This is a genomic window from Desulfofalx alkaliphila DSM 12257 (assembly GCF_000711975.1).
Classification (GTDB): domain Bacteria; phylum Bacillota; class Desulfotomaculia; order Desulfotomaculales; family Desulfohalotomaculaceae; genus Desulfofalx; species Desulfofalx alkaliphila.
Window position 1 is genome coordinate 66,431 of record NZ_JONT01000011.1, and the last position, 20,695, is coordinate 87,125.

Annotated in this window: 23 protein-coding genes, 1 pseudogene and 1 riboswitch; of the genes and pseudogenes, 2 read left to right on the forward strand and 22 right to left on the reverse strand. The window is 45.0% G+C overall.

What is annotated here, in order from left to right; all coding sequences use genetic code 11:
• Positions 1–64: 64 nt before the first annotated feature.
• Positions 65–1,177 carry a BMP family ABC transporter substrate-binding protein gene (locus tag BR02_RS0107500; RefSeq protein WP_031515769.1) on the reverse strand — a complete coding sequence of 371 codons (1,113 nt, stop codon included), beginning with the start codon at positions 1,175–1,177 and terminating at the stop codon, positions 65–67.
• 184 nt (positions 1,178–1,361) lie between these two features.
• A riboswitch (purine riboswitch) is annotated at positions 1,362–1,463 on the reverse strand.
• Between the two features lie 43 nt (positions 1,464–1,506).
• Positions 1,507–2,841 (reverse strand): S-layer homology domain-containing protein, encoded by a 1,335-nt coding sequence (locus BR02_RS0107505; protein WP_031515771.1) that lies wholly within the window; start codon positions 2,839–2,841, stop codon positions 1,507–1,509.
• Positions 2,842–2,988: 147 nt separating this feature from the next.
• Here BR02_RS0107505 and BR02_RS0107510 point away from each other — a divergent pair, with 147 nt between their 5' ends.
• The gene (locus BR02_RS0107510) at positions 2,989–3,840 is read left to right on the forward strand and encodes a DegV family protein (RefSeq protein WP_238442425.1); all 852 of its coding nucleotides are present in this window, start codon (positions 2,989–2,991) and stop codon (positions 3,838–3,840) included.
• A 42-nt stretch (positions 3,841–3,882) separates the two neighbouring features.
• Here the strand turns inward: BR02_RS0107510 and BR02_RS0107515 are convergent, their stop codons facing one another.
• Entirely contained in the window at positions 3,883–4,401 is a 519-nt protein-coding gene (locus BR02_RS0107515) for a rubrerythrin family protein (RefSeq protein WP_031515775.1), read from the reverse strand.
• A 136-nt stretch (positions 4,402–4,537) separates the two neighbouring features.
• On the opposite strand from BR02_RS0107515, the gene BR02_RS0107520 reads away from it, so the two are divergent.
• Positions 4,538–4,735: a cold-shock protein gene (locus BR02_RS0107520; protein ID WP_031515777.1), complete on the forward strand. Its 198-nt coding sequence runs from the start codon at positions 4,538–4,540 to the stop codon at positions 4,733–4,735.
• A 38-nt stretch (positions 4,736–4,773) separates the two neighbouring features.
• Here the strand turns inward: BR02_RS0107520 and BR02_RS15425 are convergent, their stop codons facing one another.
• The 19 genes and pseudogenes from BR02_RS15425 to BR02_RS0107615 all read right to left on the reverse strand — a co-directional run bounded on the left by BR02_RS15425 (position 4,774) and on the right by BR02_RS0107615 (position 20,685).
• A complete protein-coding gene (locus tag BR02_RS15425; RefSeq protein WP_157834940.1) occupies positions 4,774–4,947 on the reverse strand; it encodes a hypothetical protein in 174 nt (57 codons plus the stop codon).
• A gap of 84 nt (positions 4,948–5,031) precedes the next feature.
• Positions 5,032–5,220 carry a DUF2892 domain-containing protein gene (locus BR02_RS0107530; protein ID WP_031515779.1) on the reverse strand — a complete coding sequence of 63 codons (189 nt, stop codon included), beginning with the start codon at positions 5,218–5,220 and terminating at the stop codon, positions 5,032–5,034.
• 39 nt (positions 5,221–5,259) lie between these two features.
• Entirely contained in the window at positions 5,260–5,520 is a 261-nt protein-coding gene (locus BR02_RS0107535; protein ID WP_031515781.1) for a hypothetical protein, read from the reverse strand.
• A gap of 54 nt (positions 5,521–5,574) precedes the next feature.
• The gene (gene lpdD, locus BR02_RS0107540) at positions 5,575–5,955 is read right to left on the reverse strand and encodes a prenylated flavin chaperone LpdD (RefSeq protein ID WP_031515783.1); all 381 of its coding nucleotides are present in this window, start codon (positions 5,953–5,955) and stop codon (positions 5,575–5,577) included.
• Positions 5,948–6,439 carry a nucleoside recognition domain-containing protein gene (locus tag BR02_RS0107545; protein WP_031515784.1) on the reverse strand — a complete coding sequence of 164 codons (492 nt, stop codon included), beginning with the start codon at positions 6,437–6,439 and terminating at the stop codon, positions 5,948–5,950. Before BR02_RS0107545 ends, lpdD begins: the two co-directional genes overlap by 8 nt.
• 78 nt (positions 6,440–6,517) lie before the next feature.
• On the reverse strand, positions 6,518–6,937 hold the full coding sequence (locus BR02_RS0107550; protein WP_031515785.1) for a nucleoside recognition domain-containing protein: 420 nt from the start codon (positions 6,935–6,937) through the stop codon (positions 6,518–6,520).
• A 46-nt stretch (positions 6,938–6,983) separates the two neighbouring features.
• The gene (selB, locus tag BR02_RS0107555; protein WP_031515786.1) at positions 6,984–8,903 is read right to left on the reverse strand and encodes a selenocysteine-specific translation elongation factor; all 1,920 of its coding nucleotides are present in this window, start codon (positions 8,901–8,903) and stop codon (positions 6,984–6,986) included.
• On the reverse strand, positions 8,900–10,324 hold the full coding sequence (gene selA, locus BR02_RS0107560; RefSeq protein WP_031515787.1) for an L-seryl-tRNA(Sec) selenium transferase: 1,425 nt from the start codon (positions 10,322–10,324) through the stop codon (positions 8,900–8,902). The genes selB and selA overlap by 4 nt, the downstream gene beginning before the upstream one ends.
• A gap of 299 nt (positions 10,325–10,623) precedes the next feature.
• Positions 10,624–10,860 (reverse strand): annotated as a pseudogene (locus BR02_RS16095) (DUF1232 domain-containing protein); the annotation flags it as partial.
• 116 nt (positions 10,861–10,976) lie between these two features.
• Positions 10,977–11,402 (reverse strand): PPC domain-containing DNA-binding protein, encoded by a 426-nt coding sequence (locus tag BR02_RS0107570; RefSeq protein ID WP_031515789.1) that lies wholly within the window; start codon positions 11,400–11,402, stop codon positions 10,977–10,979.
• A gap of 16 nt (positions 11,403–11,418) precedes the next feature.
• Positions 11,419–12,489 (reverse strand): cyclic dehypoxanthinyl futalosine synthase, encoded by a 1,071-nt coding sequence (gene mqnC, locus BR02_RS0107575; protein ID WP_031515790.1) that lies wholly within the window; start codon positions 12,487–12,489, stop codon positions 11,419–11,421.
• On the reverse strand, positions 12,479–13,330 hold the full coding sequence (locus tag BR02_RS0107580) for a menaquinone biosynthetic enzyme MqnA/MqnD family protein (protein ID WP_031515792.1): 852 nt from the start codon (positions 13,328–13,330) through the stop codon (positions 12,479–12,481). The genes mqnC and BR02_RS0107580 overlap by 11 nt, the downstream gene beginning before the upstream one ends.
• Entirely contained in the window at positions 13,331–14,443 is a 1,113-nt protein-coding gene (mqnE, locus tag BR02_RS0107585; protein ID WP_420795386.1) for an aminofutalosine synthase MqnE, read from the reverse strand. It lies immediately after the preceding gene.
• Between the two features lie 34 nt (positions 14,444–14,477).
• Positions 14,478–15,347, reverse strand: coding sequence for a UbiA-like polyprenyltransferase (locus BR02_RS0107590; protein WP_031515796.1), 870 nt, complete (start codon positions 15,345–15,347; stop codon positions 14,478–14,480).
• Positions 15,348–15,416: 69 nt separating this feature from the next.
• Positions 15,417–16,160 carry a demethylmenaquinone methyltransferase gene (locus BR02_RS0107595; RefSeq protein ID WP_051688196.1) on the reverse strand — a complete coding sequence of 248 codons (744 nt, stop codon included), beginning with the start codon at positions 16,158–16,160 and terminating at the stop codon, positions 15,417–15,419.
• Positions 16,161–16,168: 8 nt separating this feature from the next.
• The gene (locus tag BR02_RS0107600) at positions 16,169–16,951 is read right to left on the reverse strand and encodes a polyprenyl synthetase family protein (RefSeq protein WP_051688197.1); all 783 of its coding nucleotides are present in this window, start codon (positions 16,949–16,951) and stop codon (positions 16,169–16,171) included.
• A gap of 190 nt (positions 16,952–17,141) precedes the next feature.
• Positions 17,142–17,528 (reverse strand): adenosylmethionine decarboxylase, encoded by a 387-nt coding sequence (gene speD / locus BR02_RS0107605; protein ID WP_031515802.1) that lies wholly within the window; start codon positions 17,526–17,528, stop codon positions 17,142–17,144.
• A gap of 192 nt (positions 17,529–17,720) precedes the next feature.
• Positions 17,721–18,479 carry a fumarylacetoacetate hydrolase family protein gene (locus BR02_RS0107610; protein ID WP_031515804.1) on the reverse strand — a complete coding sequence of 253 codons (759 nt, stop codon included), beginning with the start codon at positions 18,477–18,479 and terminating at the stop codon, positions 17,721–17,723.
• A 1-nt stretch (position 18,480) separates the two neighbouring features.
• Positions 18,481–20,685 (reverse strand): alkaline phosphatase family protein, encoded by a 2,205-nt coding sequence (locus tag BR02_RS0107615; RefSeq protein WP_031515806.1) that lies wholly within the window; start codon positions 20,683–20,685, stop codon positions 18,481–18,483.
• Positions 20,686–20,695: the final 10 nt, after the last annotated feature.

Below are 20,695 nucleotides of genomic sequence, written 5' to 3' on the forward strand. Positions count from 1 at the left end.
AAAATTACCGCCCCTTATAACATAAATGGGCGCTGACAGACAGTTCTGCCAGCGACCCCTTGTATTAGTTTATGGTACCTATTACGCCTTCTACAAACCAATCGATGCTCAACATTTCTTCGTCGGTGAGTTTTTCACCTTCGGCAACCCTTTCATTGCCGTCTTGGTCGTATATGGGTCCGTGGAACACATCCCACTCACCGCTTAAGATCAGTTCTTTCTTTTCTTCCACAAGCTCTTTTACTTCATCGCTTACCATGGGACCAAAGGGTGCCAGATCAACAACGCCTGACTCTAAGCCGCCCCAGTAAGCTTCCGGTTTCCAGGTGCCTTCTTTTACTGACTTAATAACTTCCACATAATATGGACCCCAGTTCCAAACCGGTGAGGTTAATACGGTATCGGGAACCATAACGCTCATGTCACTGTTGTAGCCAACACCATATTTACCGGCTTCTGCTGCAGCCTGCATAGGACCGGGGGTGTCTTGGTGCATGGCAATTATGTCAGCACCATCGTCCAAGAGTACCTTTGCGGCATTCTTTTCTTTCACAGGATCATACCAGGTATTAGTCCAAATAACTTTTACCACGGCATCCGGGTTTACGGAACGAACACCCAGGGTAAAGGCGTTAATGCCGCGCACCACTTCAGGAATTGGGAAAGCTGCCACATAACCGATGGTGTTAGTTTCAGTTTGTAAGCCTGCAGCAATACCGCTCAAATAACGGGGCTGGTAAATCCGTCCAAAGTAATTGCCGGCATTGTCAGCTGTTTTGTCTCCTGAGCAGTGCATAAACACCACATCGGGATTTCTTTCAGCAACAGCGATGGTGCTGTCCATGTAACCAAAGCTGGTGGTAAAGATGATTTTTGCACCCTCATTAACCAAGCGCTGCATTTCTGCTTCACTGGCAGGACCCTCTGCCACGTCTTCAATATAAATTGCGTCAACCCAGTCCAGTTGTGCCTCTATATATTGTCTGGCTTTTTCATGGGCATAGGTCCAACCATAGTCGCCGGTGGGGCTTACATAAATAAACCCAACCTTCATTCTTTCTTCTTCATCATCGCCTGCACCTGTGGCCGGTTCATCATTGCCGCCACAGGCTGTGGCCAGCATGGCCACGGCCAGTACCAGTGCCAGTACCAGCGTCAGTCTTGCTTTTTTTAGCATTTTCCTCCCCCTCATTTAATTATATTTTTTATTTGTTAAATTATGGGCCCTTTGTTTATAAGTAAATATTAAAAGCCCAAGCGGCTTGGTTCACATCTAGCGTGCGAAATCCACCGCTTGGGCTTATAAGCTAATACCCTTAGGTGTAGCCGGTTAAGTAGCTAACCGACTTGCACCGGCAGTATACCGGTACATTTTCCCACGTAGTCAGGCAATTTACGGTTGCCCGGTAGAGACTCTTGAGCCATATTCTCAAGTATATACGTGCTTATTATCTTTTCGACAATATCATATTAACAGGGCTGGCAGAGCCTGTCAACGCCTCTTTGTTAATTAAATGTTAATTCTTTTGCTTCTAACACTTCTTCCGGTAATTTAATGTTTATTGGTTCATTGAAATCACTGTAGTTAAATTCATAGTTTGTCCTCAGGGCCCTAAAGGGCAGCTTTTCACCCAAAAGCTTTTGATTGTAGGTGATTAATGCCTGGGTATTCACCCTGACGGGCAGGTAGCTTTCTTTATCTATTGCCGATACACCCATGAAGGACATGGAATCAACCAATGACTGATTTGCCCTAAACAGCTCATTATTAAATACTTCCGGCAGGTCCTGGGCTAACATTTTCATTAGTTGACTAAAATTGTTTATGCGGCCGTAAAAGGCCACCTGGTAGCAATCTTTACCCTTTATCCGCACATCATCCAGTACCCGGTAATAAAAAATTTCATCCAGTTCTGCACTGACAATGGGATTACGGTTGCGGTTGACGGTGCTAAAGTCCGGCACCATATCCGATGGGTACTTAATCCACTCCGACTGCCCAGTGGCTGCATCAAAGATTCTCATATACATACCCTCATGGTTATAGTACTGCTCCGTATTAATTGCAGGTATTGTTAAGTCACCCAATTGGGGCATGCTGGTAGATATTGATTGATACAGGCCTTGGTTGCTGTTAAATTTAGTATCCATAAGGGTATCAAAACTGAGGTAATTATTTTTGCTGCCTGCCACCTGTTGGGCCATTTCCGGCATTAGTTCCATAATCATATTCATTTTACCGGATATGCGCATGGTGGCTGCATCTTTAATCATCTGTTGAGATTTTTGGTTAATTTCCCTGCCCCGATTGTTGGTGGCAAAGGCTCCCACCAGCAGCCTGTCACCCTCTTGCCTGGTGATAATACCGGAAGGGTTGGCTGTTTGAGAGAGAAAGCCTTCCTTTACACACCAGGTGTAGGGCCCAGCCGCCCAGGGGTGTTTTTCCAGGCCCGGCACCTTGATATTATCTGCCGGAAGAAGGGGCAAGCCCAACACCCTACTTAGCATTACCACTGCTTCCACTCGGCTGATGGTTTGATCGGGCCGTACCGTCCCATCGGTATATCCTTGGATTATCCCATAGCTCAGCAGCTTGTTAAGGTCCTCTGCATACCATGCATCGGCAGTATTATTACCGGGTGACCTTGCTTCCATTGCGCTGAAGCCGGCGGCATTACTGAGCATTACCGCATATTCTGCCCTAGTTAATTGATCACTGGGCTCCCCTTGGGGCAGCAAGGCCATCAAATCCCCCGGGGTAAGTTCTTCTGCAGCCGCCGCCAAGGGACCTGCCATTGACAGCATACAGGCTATTATAAAAAGTAAAAAAATCTTTCTCATAATGGACCTCCTAATTATACTTAACCTGGTATATTCTACAACCGTTGCCAATATCCTGTTATTACGAAAAAGTGTTATTTTAAAAGGGTATTTTTCTCTAATGTAGAATATTTAAGTATTTGGCAGGCGAAAAAAAAAATATTTGAGGTGTTCATTTTGGCAGTTAAAATTGTAACAGACAGTACCGCTGATCTGCCCCAAGAGTTGCTGGATCAGCATAAAATTGCAATGGTACCTCTCACGGTAAGGTTTGGAGAGAAATTATTTAAAGACCGGGTAGAAATATCACCCGGTGAATTTTACGACCTTTTACAAAAGAATAGTGATATACCGGTATCAACTTCACAGCCGCCTCCTATGGACTTTTTTGATACATATAAAGAATTGGCAGAAGAGGGGCACAGTATTATATCTATCCACATTTCCGGAGACATGAGTGGCACCATCCAGGCGGCAAAACTGGCAAAATCTATGCTGCCGGAAGCCGATATCCATATTATTGATTCGAGATCGGTAAGTGTTGGTCTGGGCTTATTGGTGCTCACCGCTGCCCGGGCAGCAGAGGAAGGAAAATCGGTGGATGAAGTACTGGAATTAATTAATTACGTCTTGCCGAAAATGAAGATATATTTTGTGGTGGACACCTTGGAGTACCTGGCCAAGGGTGGCCGCATCGGGCAAGCCACTGCTTATATGGGCTCACTGTTAAATATAAAGCCTATCTTGGCGGTCTATGAAGGTGAAGTGCAGCCGGTGGAAAGACTGCGGGGTCGTAATAAAGCCGTAAACAGAATGGTTGAGCTGGTAAAAGAGCAAACAGAATGCAGAAGGTGCCGCTGTATAGTGGCCCACGCCGGCAATCCCCAGGGACTGGAAGATTTGTTGGAAAAAGTTCGGCAAAACGTTAAATGCGAGGAAATCCTGGTAAGCGAATTGGGGCCGGTGGTGGGTAATCACGGTGGCCCCGGTATTGTAGGGTTATCATTTTATACCTTTTAAAAAAAGAATCAAAAAGAAGGGGCCTAAAAAGCCCCTTCTTCTTTATTCCACCAAGGGTCTGTAGTATTTTTTCGGGTGTTTGCACAGCGGACATTCTTCCGGCGGTTCGTTGCCTTCATAAATGTAGCCGCATTCTCTACATTTCCACTTTACAGGTTGATCTTTGTATAAGAGTTTTCCTTGTTTTAATAACTCCAGCAGCTGGGCAAACCGTTCAGCGTGGTGTTTTTCCACCTTTTGCAAGGCCTTAAATAATTCCGCTGCCTCTTCTTCTCCCTCTTCCCGGGCCACCTTTTCAAATTCTACATACATATCTTCATATTCAAAGGATTCATTTTCTACGGCGGCCTGCAGGTTTTTCTCAGTGCCATTAATTCCGTTCAGCAGTTTTAATATTTGCTCGGCATGTTCTTTTTCATTGGCAGCAGTTTCTTCAAAGTATTCTGCTACTTCCAGCCAGCCTTCTTTACGGGCAACGCCGGCCCAAAAAGTATAGTTGTTTCTTGCTTGGCTTTCTCCGGCATATGCCGCTTTTAAATTGTCAATGGTTTTCTTACTCAAATCTTCTCCTCCTTTTTAATTGGTATACATTAACATGCGCCAAAAATTAACAGGGTATGCATTAAAATAACAGCTTTTTGGGCATAATAAAGAAGATTTATGTTGTAGTTTATATTTTACCCTCGGGAGGAAAAAAATGCAAGGAAAAGTAAAGTGGTTTAGCGCCAGTAAAGGCTATGGCTTTATTGAAAGCAACGAAGGCGGGGATGTCTTTGTTCATTTCTCTGCAATTGACGGGGAAGGTTTTAAAACCCTGAATCAAGGAGATCTTGTGGAGTTCGAAGTGACAGAGGGACTGCGCGGCCCCCAGGCAAGTAAGGTCAGTGTAATATAAAAAATAACCCGGATTCCCGGGTTATTTTTTATATCAATTTAACAGCCCCTACCGCCGGGGCATCCGCTGCCGCTACTTTCAGAAGATTGTTCTGAATTTTCCTCACAAGAAACGGGGCAGTCACCGGGTACATTAGATTTTAAGGAATTTTCATTTTCAAGGCTGCCACATCCGCCGTCGGAACAGCTTTTATTGATTTGTTCTTTTGACAATTTATCACCTCCGTTAATATTGTACCCAATGTAGAAGCATTTACACCGGGTATAATTTGAGTTTTCCCCATAAATTGCCATTTTTTAATTATCCAATAAATCCAACAGCGGATCATAGCCGATAATACCGACAACAGTGGTTTTTGCTCCTAGAACTGTCATTGTCTTGCCCATGGTGGAGTTGCGCAACCTTTCGGACATGCCTAATCCGGTAAAAGCTAAACCACCGATAATACTCAGCATTCTTTCGCCACCGGTCATATTGCGGCGCATTTTATATCACCCCTGTATTAGTATGTTCCGGTGCCTTATTTATACTATGGTAGTTTTTTCCCATTGCCGTCGGTATGCAGAAAATTTTTCATAACCACATTTACCGCAAGCCAGTAAATGCACACAATGGTCGTCATCGTTTTGCAGGTAATTGTCTTGGTATATTTCTTGATCCAGATAGGGACTGTAGGGATCATAAAAATCCTGCAGCAAGCCAAGATTTTCCATAATTTCACCGCAGTTTGGGCAGCTTTCAGTGACGGCCTCCAATTGATTGCAAAGCAGGCAGGTATAATCCACATAGATCACCACCGCATTAAGTGCTGGTTTTATTATTGGGTTTAAAGGGCGGTCTTATGTATTTCTCTTTCTTATTAACTGTTCCACTGCCTTTTCGGTATTGGCAACCAATTTATTAATATCTTCGGCAGTGGCCTTATCTATATGCAGCCCGGCCACCACCACCACCGCCTCATTCCATTGTTTGGCAATTTTTTCTGCCATAAGGCGGGCCAAATCATCTTCTTTGTGGTTTATTCGCGGCAGCACAAAGGAATTGCAAGAAACCACATCCTTTTGGGCCAAACTGGGACGGGGTAAAGTCATTACCACCGCTCCCACATGGGGTTTTTCGCCGCCGAAAATTTGCACAGCCACACCGTCATCGGTCAAGGTGGCCATAAGGCTTACCCTATGTTTACCGTCCCCCACCCTAATTTGTATTGTTTCAACCATAGTGACTACCTGCCTTATTAATATTTGCTATGCTGCCGTTAACAGCTATCAACCTCTTCCAGCGGCTAAACATTAGCGTAACCACCAGGGCCACTATTAATCGGGGTACCACCAGTATAATCCAGTTGGCACCCAGCACCATAAAAAGTGCCGTATCTTCAAACAAAGAATGACATACTGCCAAAAAAACATTAATTAAATATAAATCGCGAAAATCAAGGTCGCCGCTTTTGGCAGCTTCTAAAATAATACCGGCACCATAACTAATGCCAATAACTAAGCCTGCCATCAAAGGAACGCTTGATCTATTGGACATTTTATATAGTTTGGTTAACGGATTAAGCAGTGAACTAACCTTATCAAGTAAATTTAGGTCCTTGATAATTTCTAAGAATAACATCAGGGGAATGATTATGGCTGCCATTATCCAAACCTGCTCCAGACTTCCCTGAAAAGCATCATTAATAAAGGCCGTAAAATCCAAAGCTTATCCTCCTTACAAGACCTACCGGCAGTGAATAGCCGTTAATCCAAATGTAGTTAAGGCCCCTTGCCAAAAAATTTAAAGGGCAAAATTTAACACCACCGCACTTAATATAGAAAGAACAAGTCTAATAATAACAATAGGTGTTCCGTTTACACCGGTACGCTTGCATATGGCTGTTTCTACAAATATACTGTGGCAAATTAGCAGCATCACCGCCAGAATGGTTATTTGTTTATGGGTCAGTGAAAGGGACACCATCACCCCAATGGCTGCGTAAATGTTTAGGAAATAACCCATAATTATGGCTAAAGATGCTTCTCCGGGAAGCCCAAGGTAATGCATAAAAGGTTGGCAGACCCCGGCCAACCAATCAAACAAGGGTGTATGGCTTAAAAAGGTCACAAATATATAAACCGGCACCACCACCTTAACCAATTCCCAGGTGGTGCCTATTCCTTTGGTTATTCCGCGCTTGAATGTTTCTGTGGTTACCATGTTGTTAGCCCCCTAAGATGTCTTGCTACCATTTGGTCTGTCAGGCCTAAAGTTTTGCCTTAACGCTCAGTACCCGGTTGTCCTCCACCCGGCGGGTAATTCTTTGCTGATCAAAATATTCCAGTATTGGAAGGGCGTACTTTCTCGAGGTTTGTAATAGATCTCTGGTTTCTCCAACGGAAATGGTTTTGTTTTCCCTTAAAAAACCAATTATTTTATTTTTGGCTGCATTTACTGTTTCAGCGTGCCAGTACATATCATCGGTAATTTTGTGTACCCTTTCCACCCGCATTAGATAGGCTAAGTATTCCTGGGCATCCCCTTGCTTTAATTCCAATTGTTTAACTACTTCTTTCCAAACAGGGGGTTGAAAGCCTTTACTCTTTAATAATTCTTCTATTTTAGCAACATACCGGGCGTCTTTACCGGTGGGTTGCCCGGTGAAATTCGGCAGGGCCACCGTTTGGGGATTGAGCTCAATGATGCCGTCCTGCTGCATGGTTTGCAGCACAGACTGAAATACTTTTGTGCTTTGCCCGGAAAACATTCGGGAGCGCAATTCTTCTTTGGGGAAGCCCTCCCGTATGGAGTATTGTTTGTGATAGTCAGTTAAAGCATCGGTAATCTGTTGACACCAGTACCGGTAGCGATTGGCCAGCAGCACCAGTTTATTTCCTTCAGCTTTAATTATTTTTACCCTATTGTTTTGGTCCAGAATATCGATGGCCTGTTCTGTTTCTGCCTCAGGCATTTTAAGCCCAGAGGAAATTTCAGTTGTATTTAAAGGGACTTGTTGGGCAGATAAAAACTGCTCCACCAGCTCTTCAGGGCTACCCTTTTCTTTGGTAATTAAGGCTGCAATTACTTCTTGTCTAAAACGCTTGTGTCTTGGGGGGTTGGGGTCAATAACAGTGCCGCCGCCAATTGTGTGCACAGGTGAGTAACTTCTGATTACAAACCGGTCCCCTTTTCCTGCCACCACCTTGTCTTCCAGTTGAAATTGCACATAGGCTTGCTCTCCGGGTTGCAATTCCTCCCGATCCAACAATACCACCCGGCCCATTATCTCATCCGTACCGATGTGCAATCTCGTTCTGGTGCGATTTCTTATGGGTCTCTCTGCGCTTTTTAACAAGTGTAGTTTTGTATCCAGTCGATAGGAAGGGGTTAAGGCCCCCATTGATGAAACAACGTTACCCCGTTCTATCTGTTCTACTTCCACCCCCGCAAGATTTACCGCCACCCTTTGCCCGGCCCGGGCACTTTCCACTTTCTTGCCGTGCACCTGTAGACCCCGCACCCGGGTAGTGATAGCAGGGGGCATAATGACAATTTCATCACCCACAGACAGTTTGCCGGAAATCATTGTACCTGTCACCACTGTACCAAAGCCTGTAACTGAAAACACTCGGTCAATGGGTAGGCGGATCTGGCCCACTGTGGGCCGTTCTTGTACATTTTCTACCAGGTCATCAATGGTGTTTATCAGTTCCGGTAGGCCTTCCTTTGTCACCGAAGACACCGGGATTATTGGGGCATTTTCAAAGGTAGTGCCGGCTAAAAAATCTTGTACTTCTTCTTTCACCAAATCAAGCCAATCAGCATCCACCAGATCAATTTTTGTTAACACCACTATGCCCGCTTTTACTTGCAACAGCTGTAAAATGTCAAAGTGCTCCTTGGTCTGGGGCATTACCCCTTCATCGGCGGCAATAACCAGCAGTACCAAATCTATGCCGCCAACCCCAGCCAGCATATTTTTTATAAAACGTTCGTGCCCCGGTACATCCACTATGCCGGCCCGGCGTCCGCTGGGCAAAGTTAACGAGGCAAAACCCAATTCAATGGAAATGCCCCGTTCCTTTTCTTCCCGCAGGCGATCTGTTTCTATACCGGTTAATGATTTTATCAGCATGGACTTGCCATGGTCCACATGACCGGCAGTACCAATAATTACATGTTTCATTGTTTATCACCGCCTTTTAATGGCTGCAGGGCCTCAATTAAGGCCTGTAAAAGCGGCTGGGTATCATTGGCTTGCAAGGTGCGCACGTCTAACAGCAGCCGGTCGCCTTGCACCCGGCCAATCACCGGTGGATCGCCGGAGCGAAGTCTCTCAGTCAGCTGTTCCACCGATACATGGCGAGGGCTAACGGCCACCAGACCGGTAGGTAATTGGGCAGTGGGCATTGCCCCACCCCCCACCTGTGATAAGCCCTCTTCAAAGGTGGTTTGGGCCAGGTCTTTTAGGCCATCGCCTATTGTCTTGGCCAGTTCTGTGGCCCGCCGGTGCAAACTGTCCACCGGCTCAGTAAGCATGCGCAGGGTAGGTATTTTTTGCAGTGCACCCTCCGGATCCAAGTACTCCCTTAGGGTGGCCTCTAGGGCCGCCACTGTAAATTTGTCTATTCTCACCGCTCGGGTTAATGGGTTTTTCTTCATTTGATCTATGTATTCTTTTTTACCCACAATAATACCGGCCTGGGGACCACCCAGCAGCTTATCGCCGGAGAAGGTAACCACATGGGCTCCATCGGCCACAGTTTGCTGCACAGTGGGCTCATCTGTTAGGCCAAAACTGGCCAGGTTAACTAAAAAACCGCTGCCTAAATCACTCATCACAGGCAGTTTGTACTGTTGTCCCAAATGTACCAGTTCCGCCACCCTTGTCTCTTTGGTAAAACCCACGATGCGGTAGTTACTGGTATGTACGTTTAACAGCAATGCTGTCTCTTCACCTATGGCTTTTTCGTAGTCCTGGGGATAGGTTTTATTGGTGGTTCCCACTTCCACCAGCCTACAGCCGCTTTGTTCCATCACTTCCGGTATTCTAAAGGAACCGCCAATTTCTACCAGTTGACCCCGGGAAACTATCACTTCTTTTCCCCTGGCCAAGGTACCCAGTGCCAGCAAAACAGCCGATGCGTTGTTGTTTACCACCAGTGCCGCCTCAGCCCCGGTAAGTTTGATTAGCAATTCTTCCACCGCACTGTAGCGGGAGCCCCGCTTGCCGGTGTTTAAATCAATTTCTAAATTGCAGTAGCCACCGGATATTGTTTTTACGGCCTGGCAGGCACTTTCGGCTAACAAAGCCCGGCCTAAGTTAGTGTGCAATACCACCCCTGTGGCATTGATCACCGGACGCAGATTAGGCCTCTTCCATTGATTTACTAACTGCAATACATCATCGACAATTGTTTTTAATTGAAGGTCCTGCCCATCCCCGGATAATATTTTATTCCGGGCAGTATCCAACACCTTTCTAATGGCACCAACCACTTCAGCACGGGGGTATTCTTTTAACAGTTGTGATATTTCTGATTTATTTAAAACTTCATCCACCGCGGGCAGTGCCCGCAGCCTTAGTACCTGTTCAGCCCTCGCCATCTTTGCCTCCGCTTTGCTTATTTATTTTTTTCATTATAGGACAATCTTTCACCGCTATGCAAGGGAATGGTATTAACCAATTTTGCTGCCCCTTTAGCCGCCGTAAAGATTCCCCTGGCAGCAAGGCTTAGGGCCGCCTTACCGCCGGCATACGCAACCTTTGTAACATGGGCTGCAGCCTTTTTGGCCAGGTCGGCAGCCACTGCTTTACATACTGCTAAATCCCTCTCTATTATATCCAAGGTGAGTTCAAATTTTTCCAGGTATGAGTTTCTTTGCTGGGGTGATATATCTTTTAATATTTTTACCAGCACCGTTAAAGCCACAATGATATCATCCAGCTGGCCCAAAACCGGAACAAAACCGGGCACCAAGTCAATGGGTGATAACAAGTAGGCCAAGCCGGCACCCAGCAGTAACTTTTGCTTGCGGGTAAGTACCATGGTACTGAATATGTTAAATATCAACTTGCCATACACCGCAAAACGCTTGAGCACCGGTGTAAAGTCTATGTTAGACAAGCCGCCACCCCCCATTAGTATTGTAACATTATATGGTAGTATATCAAATTATAAAAGTATCCAGTATAGAAAAAGCTGGTTTGTGCCCCAATGATATAAATATGGGGTGGACATCCGGTCCACCCCATACTTTAGCCCACAAACTTTATTAAATTTAAACCAATTTCTTCACTGAAGGCCCGGTCTACTTGGCCTTCAATGACGTCCAGCACTATCTCGCCGGTACAGCTAATAACCGCTTGATTTAAGTGACCGCCAAAGGCCTTGTAGGTGCTGTCTGTTAAGGTTATATGTAAATGCAGGTAAACTTCGCCGTTCATTTCTGAAATATTTCCGGTCAATGAGGCAATTTCCATATCGCCGGTGACCTCTTTTGAATGATATTTTTTTGTGCCCGATTCAAAAATTCCAATTACCGCTTTATTTATGGCACCAATGCCGGTAACAGTGCCCAATTTAATAGCATTTTGCCGGCAAACGGCCTTTATTGATTCAATAACCTCGTCGCCCTTATCTAACCGCAGCACATACTTATTTCCAAACTTTTGGTACTCCATGATAACAGCCCCTTTTTTAATAGTATCTCAATATATCATAATGGGTGTTGCGCTGGGCCGGACGGTAGCCGGCATCTTTTATGCAGTGAATAATCTCTTCCATTGGCACCCAATTGGATACCCCGGCGGCCCTAACCACATTTTCTTCTAACATGGTACTGCCGAAGTCATTGGCGCCAAAGGAAAGAGCCACCTGTGCCAACCTGGCCCCTTGGGTTACCCAAGAAGCTTGAATGTTGGGCACGTTATCCAGCATTAATCTGGACACCGCCAGCGTCTTTAAATATTCCACTCCACCGGCGGTGTTTCCGCCCAGTTGGGTATTCTTTGGTTGATAGCTCCAGGGGATAAAAGCAGTAAATCCCCCGGTCTCGTCCTGGGCATCACGCACCCTTAACATGTGCAGTACCCGCTCCTCCGGAGTTTCCACATGACCGAACATCATGGTGGCGGTGGTTTTCATTCCCAGCAGATGAGCTTGTTTCATCACTTCTATCCACTGCTGCCAAGTAATTTTATTGGGACTGATAGCCTTGCGCACCCTGTTAACCAGTATTTCCGCCCCACCGCCCGGTAGAGAATCTAAACCGGCATCTTTCAATTGCCGCAGCACTTCAGCAATGGTTAAGCCTGATCTCTCTGCCATGTAAACCACTTCCGGCGGGGAAAAGGAATGAATATGAATATTATAGCGACTTTTAATGGAGCGCAGCATATCCAGGTAGTAGTCTAAACCCAATTGGGGATGCATACCACCTTGGATCAGCACCATTGTACCGCCCACCGCCAGAGTCTGCTCTATTTTTTCAAACAGTTGTTCTTGTGATAAAATATATGCGTCGCTGTCGCTTTCATCCCGGTAAAAGGCACAAAACTTACATTTACAGCGACAAACATTGGTATAGTTTATGTTGCGGTCAATTACAAAGGTAACGGTTTTATCCGGGTGTTTTTGCTGGCGAACAGCATTGGCCCCTTGGCCTAAAAGGATTAAATCAGAGCAGGATAGGAGGGCTACACCCTCTTGTAAATTTAATCGCTCACCCTGTACCGCCCTTTGAATGATTTCGCTGACATCACTTGCCAACGTCTTCACCCCAAACTGCCAACCGTACACGTTCTTCTATCAAGCCGCTTTTGTAGGCATAATCATAAAAAGTAATCAGCGCCCGTTGGTGATCTTCGCCAAATTCATGGCGGATAATGTTAAAGTACTCTTCTAATAACTTTTTGGGTAAACCGCTTTTACTTCTGGCCACTTCTACCAGAGTTGACTTTTGCTGCAAACTCAATAGCTTGGAGCGGTATAAGGTTTCCCCCACCTGTGCTACCTTTTCAGGGTTATTATCTGCAAATTCTTTGCGAATAACCCAAAGGGCATACACCATTTTTTCACCGGTAAACTGATACCACGCCTCACCAAGGTCTGTTACAAGAAAGGGCAGATTTCCCTTTCTAATTTGCTGATTTGCCAGCATAGCGTCGTCACCGATAAGAAGTACTGCGTCGGCGCTGTTAATCATGCTGTCAAAATCCGGTTCCATGGTAGTATATTTCACTTCCACATGGAAATAGTGCTCAAACAGTATTTTTAACAGGGCCACTGAAGTGGCCGATGAGGAAGTTAATGCAACCTTTTTTCCATCCAGTTCAGTTACCGGCACCCTACTAAATAACAGTACACTGGTCACCTTTCCTTCTGCACTAATTGATAGGTTAGGTAAAACGTAACATTTATCAGCGTGACGGGCGTATTCAATAGATGATACCGGGGTAATATCAAGTTCTCCATTTAAAAACATTTGATTTAATTTTGCCGGGGGACCCTTTATCAGTTCAGCTTCCAGAGGCAGTTGCCCCTCCACCAGTGCGTGGTATACAGGCATGCAGTTAATATACTCAAGCTGCCCTAACCGAAGTTTAGACACTTAAAAACCCTCCCCCAATACGTTATATAAGGTGTCTCGTTCAACGGGATAGCGACCGGCACCCTTTATCAATTCAATTAACTTATTTTTGGGCATATACTGGTCTGTGTCAGCCCCTGCATCATGGGCAATATTTTCTTCCATCACTGTTCCGTCTAAGTCATCCACGCCAAATGACAGTGATACTTGGGCAATTTTAGTACCAAACATTATCCAGTAAGATTTAATGTGATCAAAATTATCAAGCAGCAACCGTGATATGGCATAGGTCTTTAAGTCATCATACCCGGTGGCCCTATTTAATTTCAGCCTTTCTAATTCAGTGTTTCTCGGGTGAAACCTAAGGGGAATAAATGCAAGGAAACCACCGGTTTCATCCTGGGCAGACCTTAAAGCCAGCATATGTTCTATTCGTTCTTCAATGGTCTCTATATGGCCATACAACATGGTGGCATTGGTAGGCATTCCAATCCGATGAGCCGCTTTGTGTATTTCAAGCCAGCGTTCACCGGATATCTTTTTATCACAAATGACGCTGCGCACCCGGGGCGAAAAAATCTCTGCCCCTCCGCCGGGCAGCGAATCCAGACCGGCTTCCTTTAATATACCAAGCACTTCTTCCACTGCCATCTTATGCAGCTGGGCCAAGTAATCTACCTCCACCGCAGTGAACGATTGAATCATTACACCCGGCAGCGCAGTACGTACCCGCTTTAACATCTCCACATAGTAATCTAACTTTAATTCCGGGTGCATACCACCAACTATGTGAATCTCTGTTATATTTTTATCGGCACACGAGCGAGCCTTTTGCTCAATTTCATCCAGCGAAAGTATATAAGACTTGGGGTGATCCGCATCTCTTCCAAAGGCACAAAGTTTACAACGATTTTCACAAATGTTAGTGTGATTAATATGCCGGTTAACTATGAAATAGGTGTTATGACCGTTTTTGCGTTCCCGTACCATGTTAGCCAGGGCACCTATAGTCAACAGATCGTTAGACCGGTATAGTCTAAGGGCATCTTCAGCATCCAGTCTTATACCCTGTTGTACTTTCTCCACTATATCATTTAGTTCAGCGTTATAAAATAGCTGTTCCAATGGTTTCATCTCCTTAGTCCCACCAAATATTTTGTTACTGCTGTTATATAAGTATCTCAACCAAGGTGGCAACAAACATAACCACGCTTAGCATGCCGTTTAAAGTGAAAAATGCTACGCCACCCCGGGATAGGTCGTCTGGCTTAACGAGGCGGTGTTGTTGAAAAAGTAGTGCCAGTGCAATGGCCACCCCGATAAAGTAAAATATGCCTAGGTTTAATACCATACCGGTGGATATAAAAAATACCGGAGCTATAACATGAAAGAGTCTTGATATTTTCAAGGCCGTTGCAATTCCAAAGCGAGCGGGTATGGAATGCACAGCGTATTGTTTGTCAAAATGATAGTCGTCACAGGCATAAATAATATCAAAACCGGCCACCCAAAAGGTTACTCCCAGGCCCAACAGTATGGGGGCCAATTCAAAATAGCCCGAAATTGCTATCCATGCTCCCACCGGGGCAATGGCCAAGGTGGCACCCAAAAACAAATGGCAACCCCAGGTGAACCGTTTAGTATAAGGATAAATCACCAAGGCAGCCACCGCCAAGGGCAACAACTTAAAGGCCAAGGGCGTAAGTTGGTAGGCAGATACCATTAACAGTAGCAGTGACAAGACAACATAAACCCACACCTCTTGAACCGATAATTGCCCTTTGGGCAAGGCACGGTTGGCTGTACGGGGGTTTTTGGCATCAATATGACGATCAATTATTCGGTTTAAGGACATGGCTGCGGTACGAGCACCGACCATGGCCAGTGTAATCCAAAGAATGTCGGAACCGGAAGGTATTCTCTGCTCCACCAGCATTGCACCGATATAGGCAAAGGGAAGGGCAAATATGGTGTGCTCAAATTTAATCATTTCTAAAAAGATACGAATTTTGCTAGCCGGTACTGTATTAGAAGCCATCTTGTACCCACTTCCAGTTCACCGTTTCTATATTGTTATAAACCATGGTGTCACCTCATTTTGTATATATTACTTTGTACCCACATGTACCGACACAATACCGCCGGTAAGTTCGTAATATTTGGCATCTTTTAAGCCCGTCTCTATAAACAGGTCATTTATCTCCCTTTGATGCGGAAATACTTTTAATGATTGCGGCAGGTAACTGTAGGGACCGTCTTTTCCTACACCTATTTTGCCCAGCAGGGGCAGTATCCGCTCAAAATACAAGTAATAAGCCTGTTTAAATATTGGTACACTGGGCTTGGACAGCTCCAAGGATACAACTTTACCGCCAGGTTTTACCACCCGGCGCATTTCTTCTATTGTCTTTTTAATGTCGGGCACATTTCTTAGGGCAAAACCAATGGTGGCACAATCAAAGGTATTGTCCTCCAAGGGAAGGTCAATGGCATTACCTTGTTTTAATTGAATAATATCCTTGTAGGGTGTGCGGGAAATATTTTTTTGCCCCACTGCTAACATATCTTCGCAAAAATCTATTCCCAGTACTTGTCCCCCATGGCCAACCACCTTGGCTTGCTCAATACATAACATGCCGGTGCCACAGGCCACATCAAGGCCAATGCCGCCGGGTTTAAGCTGACATTGTGCCACCGCAAAACGGCGCCAATACTTATCCCGATTAAATGACAGCACCGTATTCAGCAGGTCGTAGCGGTGGGCAATGGATGAAAATATCGATTGTACATACTCTTCTTTGTTGCGGTATTTACTGGGTATTTGCAGTTGATTGTCATCTTTTTTTCCCATATGCTAAGTTAACCCACCATTCGGCGTAATATTATTTCTTCTTGTTTCAAAAGTTCAGTGAGTTCTGTAAGTTGCTGCTGCCCATCACTGGGCGCTAGGGATTTTAAGGTTTCCAAGGCCCGGTTAAAATAGATATTGATCTCCTCCTGTGATGCATTTCCCCGTTGTAACAAGCCGTAACCACAACCAAAGTTTACGCCAAAGTCATACATTTGCTCAATCTGCTCTTTTGCAGCACCATTGATATCAGCTGCTATGGAGCTGCACCGACCAAACAGTTCAGCGGTCTCTTTGCGCACAATTTCTAAAGCATAATCAGAGGCAGCAGTTACATTGGCATTGGCAAGTTGGCACTGCAGGGTGCATCCTTCAGAAATATGGCATATCATCTCAGCCAGGGGACCTAGGTATCTAACAAGACCTGTATCCACTAAAAGTCTAAAGGTTTTGCCATATAAATAGTCACCCACCAAGACCGGGTATTGGCATCCGTCACGGGGATCTAGGTCGATACCGGGTTGGGTATCCATCTCGGTGATATGGGCATGGGCCTTTGTGCCCATGTATATTAATTGTATAATGCTGGCAAATGTAATAGTGGGTTCTTTTTTATAATCAAATACTTTGGCTGAAAGTACAACAACAGCCGGGCGGATGATACTATCAAGATGGGAGAACTCTAGGTGCGCATATGAGCTTACCGTCCCGGCTTTATTGATTATTAATTCTTTATTAACTCTGTTATTAATTAGTTCTAACTCATCGTCTATATGACATAAAATTTTATACATTATAATGTTCCCCCTCCCCAATAACATATTAAATATTCGTTATCTTTAATGGATATCCTTCATTTTTTAAGGAATAGTTATGTTTAGACCCCATGTAATTGACGGTATAAAAGCAAAAACCTTGCAATTCCATCAGGACTTGCAAGGCTTCGCTAACCTTTTTGATAAACGGTACTAATAAATATCCCTCCTATAGATTTACAGCAGCAGGTTGATTTGCTACCTTTTCCGGCAGGAGACCTCTTACGGTTTCTTGGGCAGACATGTCTTCAGCCCCAAAGTTACGAACTAGGTAATTGCATGCATCCCATGGATCAACTTTATCTCCACAGGTAAAAACATCTACAGCCGCATAGCCAAGTTCAGGCCAAGTATGAATAGCTAAGTGACTCTCAGAAATAACTACCACACCACTGACTCCTTGTGGACTAAATTTGTGGAAGACAAATTCTCTTACTTCTGCGCCGGCTTCTAAAGCGGCGTTAACCATGATCTCTTCCACCTTTGTGACATCGTTTAAGATGTCAAACTCACATCCGTAGATCTCTGCCAAGACATGACGACCCAAGTTTTTCATTTTTGCTATCGTCCCCCTTTGGAAATATTTTTGTTGGAATTACCAATCCTCCATTTATTTATCCGGGAACTTTCTTAAATTCCACAGACACAATTTTAACATAAGTTTTGCGATTGTCAACCAAAATTTATATCATCTTAGGTATATCCTTATTTAGAAGAAGTTAGGTTCATTTTCCACCGTCTTACTCGGTTATTCAATCACAGGATTTGTCAAACGGCCGACTTTTTCAATAAAAACTTCAATTTTGTCACCGTCTACCATTGGACCTATGCCGCTGGATGTTCCTGTGAGAATAACGTCACCGGGCAGCAATGTCATCACTTTAGAAATGAAACTCACCAGTGTTGGTATGTCAAATATTAAGTATTTTGTTGATGTGTGCTGCTTTAATACCCCGTTAAGATAAACTTCTATATTTAGATTACTGGTATCCACATCTGTAACAATATACGGCCCAAGGGGACAAAAGGTGTCAAAGGATTTTGCCCTTGTCCACTGACCGTCCTTTTGCTGTAAATCCCTGGCAGTAACATCGTTGGCGCAGGTATAGCCCAATATATAATCAGCGGCTTCTTCGGGAGTAATGTTTTTTGCATGATGGCGCATTACCACAGCCAGTTCACCCTCATAATCCACCCGCTCACTTTCAGGTGGTTTGATAATAGCTTCCCCGGGACCCACCACCGCAGTGGGTGGTTTCATAAAAATTATTGGCTCCTTAGGAATGGACAAATTTAGTTCCTCTGCATGGTCACTGTAGTTTAATCCCACACAAATGATCTTGGATGGTCGGCAGGGTGCTAATACCTTTACTTCTTCCATGAGGTAACCTTTTGCCACCGTTTTCAGTTCACCGTATATCTCCCCCACCAGGGGATATACCTTGTCATCCTCTCCTACCTGACCGGTAAAAACCTGACCCTTGTGCGAAAAACGGCCGATACGCATATTATGACCTCCCCTCGCCTTGTTCCTTGAGCGCTAAATAGCTTAACGGCGGCACGCCAAATATCATGGTAGTTGCTGCTGCCACCACCCCTGAATCGTTAAAGGCAAAGGCAACTATTGCACCGGTGACAACCCCGATTAAACCTTTAAAGATGTAGGGGTATTTTTCTTTTATGTCTTGCATAATGCCACGTGGCTTGTAAAACAGTGCGGCCAAGGTAAAGATGCTGGCTAATAGCACGTTGCTCCACACTGTATAGCGCATCAATCTTAAATTCATAGATAACTTGCGTTTAATGATGTTAATTATCTCAACAAAGCCGCCCTCGATAATCAGTCGGGTAGCTTGACCGATATGCGACTGCTGCTGTATCGGCCGACTTAAATCAAAGGCAATAAAACCGGCTAACAGGGCCGCCACAGCTGCCGCCACCCCGGCTACCACCTTAAAACGGAATCTAACACCTAGGAACAGTAAAAAGGTAACTAAAAATGACGATGTGGCAGCAATGGTACCGCCCACGTTGGTTCCTAAGTGGGGGGCAGCCAGGCAATAAACGGTAAAGGAAAAAAGTGCACCGGATAAAGCAATCATATATTTACGGTACCGGGGGTAATTGTTTACCAGCACAGAGGCAGCCATTATGGTGGCCCCCAGCAGCACACCCATGTATTCATTGCCTATGCCGTAAAAACGAGCCCCAACCATGGGATCGTAACTTAAAATTGCTTGTTTTTGTAACGGTTGCCCCAGCAAGGTGTCCAACAACAGCGTAGACACCGTGGCAACAGCCAGTATTCCATAGCTGCGTAAAAATTTGCTTCGCCCCAAGGTGATGGCCACAGCGGTAAGAAGCAAGGCAATCATTATTAACTCCACAGCTGCTGCCTCCACCGAAGGTCGAGGTAAAAGGGGCAGTAATAAATAAGCTAAAGGCACTGATACTACAAACAGTATTGCCATCTTAAGCAACTTAGTACCTTTTTTATGTATAAAAATAAGGTACAGGGATGCAGCCAGTATTATTATCTGAAGGAATACATAGGCCTTTTGAAAGGGCCCCCGGGCCGCATGGGTAACAGCTAAATTATCCTGCTTTTCTAATAGGTGTTGCACCGGGTTATAATCAACGAACATTGGGTACATTGCCCGACCACTTATGGGACCAACAGCCGGTATATCCAAATGTTGTAAAATTGTCGGCGTAATATCTGTACTCATCACAATGCCGGGGTGCTTTGTGGTGCCGGATATGAGCATGGCCCGGTCGCCTTCATTGGCTACTTTAAAATCGCCGCCCCAGGCAATTATCGGAGTTAGCATTTTTCTTTGATCCAGCATTTCTTGGACAGGGGTGGGTGTAACCACCAATAGTAAGTCCTTTTCACCCAAATGATTGGCTAGATCATTAACAAAGTCATCGGCTCTCTTTAGTGATTCCGCCAGTTTGTTTCGGTAAACGTCATCAAACATAACCACGCGCTGTTCATGAAGGCGGGCAGTATCTCCCAGGTCCACAACCAAGAGGGGGTATTGGGGAAGGGCATTAATAACTTCCCGGGTTAATATTTGATAATCAGTTCGCTTCCCTCCAGGAAAAGCAGGGTCTTCCTGTAGTATAGCTCCGTCTATTATACCGTGGCTGACTACACCGTCTTTATCCATGGCAATGTTTACAGCAAGCCGGCTTATTCTGTCCTCGCAGTCGGCATTACCAAATACAGCAGTTTTATATCCTGCCTGTTTCAATGATTCTCCCAGTGTTCCTACCAGTATACTGCGTGGTAAAGCGTCGTTTAGCGCCACCATCCTTGCTATACCCAAATACACAATGCTTTCACCGGTCGGATAATTGCCGGTACGTTGTGAGTATATATCTGCAGCCATACCCTCATTTAATTGGGTGTCTACGTCAAAAGCAGATACTGCGTATCCTGCTCCCAGGGCATGGGCACCTGCCCCAATGGTGACATGGGTATTTTCCGGCAGTATTCTACCTCCGGTGTTGCAGTTCAGCAAGCCCACTGCCCCTTCTTCCATCAGCCTTTTAAATCCTGGATATTGGTCAGGGTTAAGATCTGCCAGATTTATTCGATCCATCACCACCACAACTACCGAGCCCCTATCCCCCGCCTGGGCATAGGAATAGCCTGACAAGAGTAGTACAATTAGTAGTGTTATTAATGTTATTAAACTCCGCCGCAATAAACTTTAC

What these genes read in the sequence shown, in the direction of transcription:
- mqnE (WP_420795386.1), bottom strand. Translation starts at nt 14,443, where the DNA reads ATGAAACCATTGGAACAGCTATTTTATAACGCTGAACTAAATGATATA.
- lpdD (WP_031515783.1), bottom strand. Translation starts at nt 5,955, where the DNA reads ATGGTTGAAACAATACAAATTAGGGTGGGGGACGGTAAACATAGGGTA.
- BR02_RS0107550 (WP_031515785.1), bottom strand. Translation starts at nt 6,937, where the DNA reads ATGGTAACCACAGAAACATTCAAGCGCGGAATAACCAAAGGAATAGGC.
- BR02_RS0107505 (WP_031515771.1), bottom strand. Translation starts at nt 2,841, where the DNA reads ATGAGAAAGATTTTTTTACTTTTTATAATAGCCTGTATGCTGTCAATG.
- speD (WP_031515802.1), bottom strand. Translation starts at nt 17,528, where the DNA reads ATGAAAAACTTGGGTCGTCATGTCTTGGCAGAGATCTACGGATGTGAG.
- BR02_RS0107595 (WP_051688196.1), bottom strand. Translation starts at nt 16,160, where the DNA reads ATGGGAAAAAAAGATGACAATCAACTGCAAATACCCAGTAAATACCGC.
- BR02_RS0107530 (WP_031515779.1), bottom strand. Translation starts at nt 5,220, where the DNA reads ATGCGCCGCAATATGACCGGTGGCGAAAGAATGCTGAGTATTATCGGT.
- selA (WP_031515787.1), bottom strand. Translation starts at nt 10,324, where the DNA reads ATGGCGAGGGCTGAACAGGTACTAAGGCTGCGGGCACTGCCCGCGGTG.
- BR02_RS0107600 (WP_051688197.1), bottom strand. Translation starts at nt 16,951, where the DNA reads ATGTATAAAATTTTATGTCATATAGACGATGAGTTAGAACTAATTAAT.
- BR02_RS0107520 (WP_031515777.1), top strand. Translation starts at nt 4,538, where the DNA reads ATGCAAGGAAAAGTAAAGTGGTTTAGCGCCAGTAAAGGCTATGGCTTT.
- BR02_RS0107570 (WP_031515789.1), bottom strand. Translation starts at nt 11,402, where the DNA reads ATGGAGTACCAAAAGTTTGGAAATAAGTATGTGCTGCGGTTAGATAAG.
- BR02_RS0107500 (WP_031515769.1), bottom strand. Translation starts at nt 1,177, where the DNA reads ATGCTAAAAAAAGCAAGACTGACGCTGGTACTGGCACTGGTACTGGCC.
- BR02_RS0107610 (WP_031515804.1), bottom strand. Translation starts at nt 18,479, where the DNA reads ATGCGTATCGGCCGTTTTTCGCACAAGGGTCAGGTTTTTACCGGTCAG.
- BR02_RS0107590 (WP_031515796.1), bottom strand. Translation starts at nt 15,347, where the DNA reads ATGGCTTCTAATACAGTACCGGCTAGCAAAATTCGTATCTTTTTAGAA.
- selB (WP_031515786.1), bottom strand. Translation starts at nt 8,903, where the DNA reads ATGAAACATGTAATTATTGGTACTGCCGGTCATGTGGACCATGGCAAG.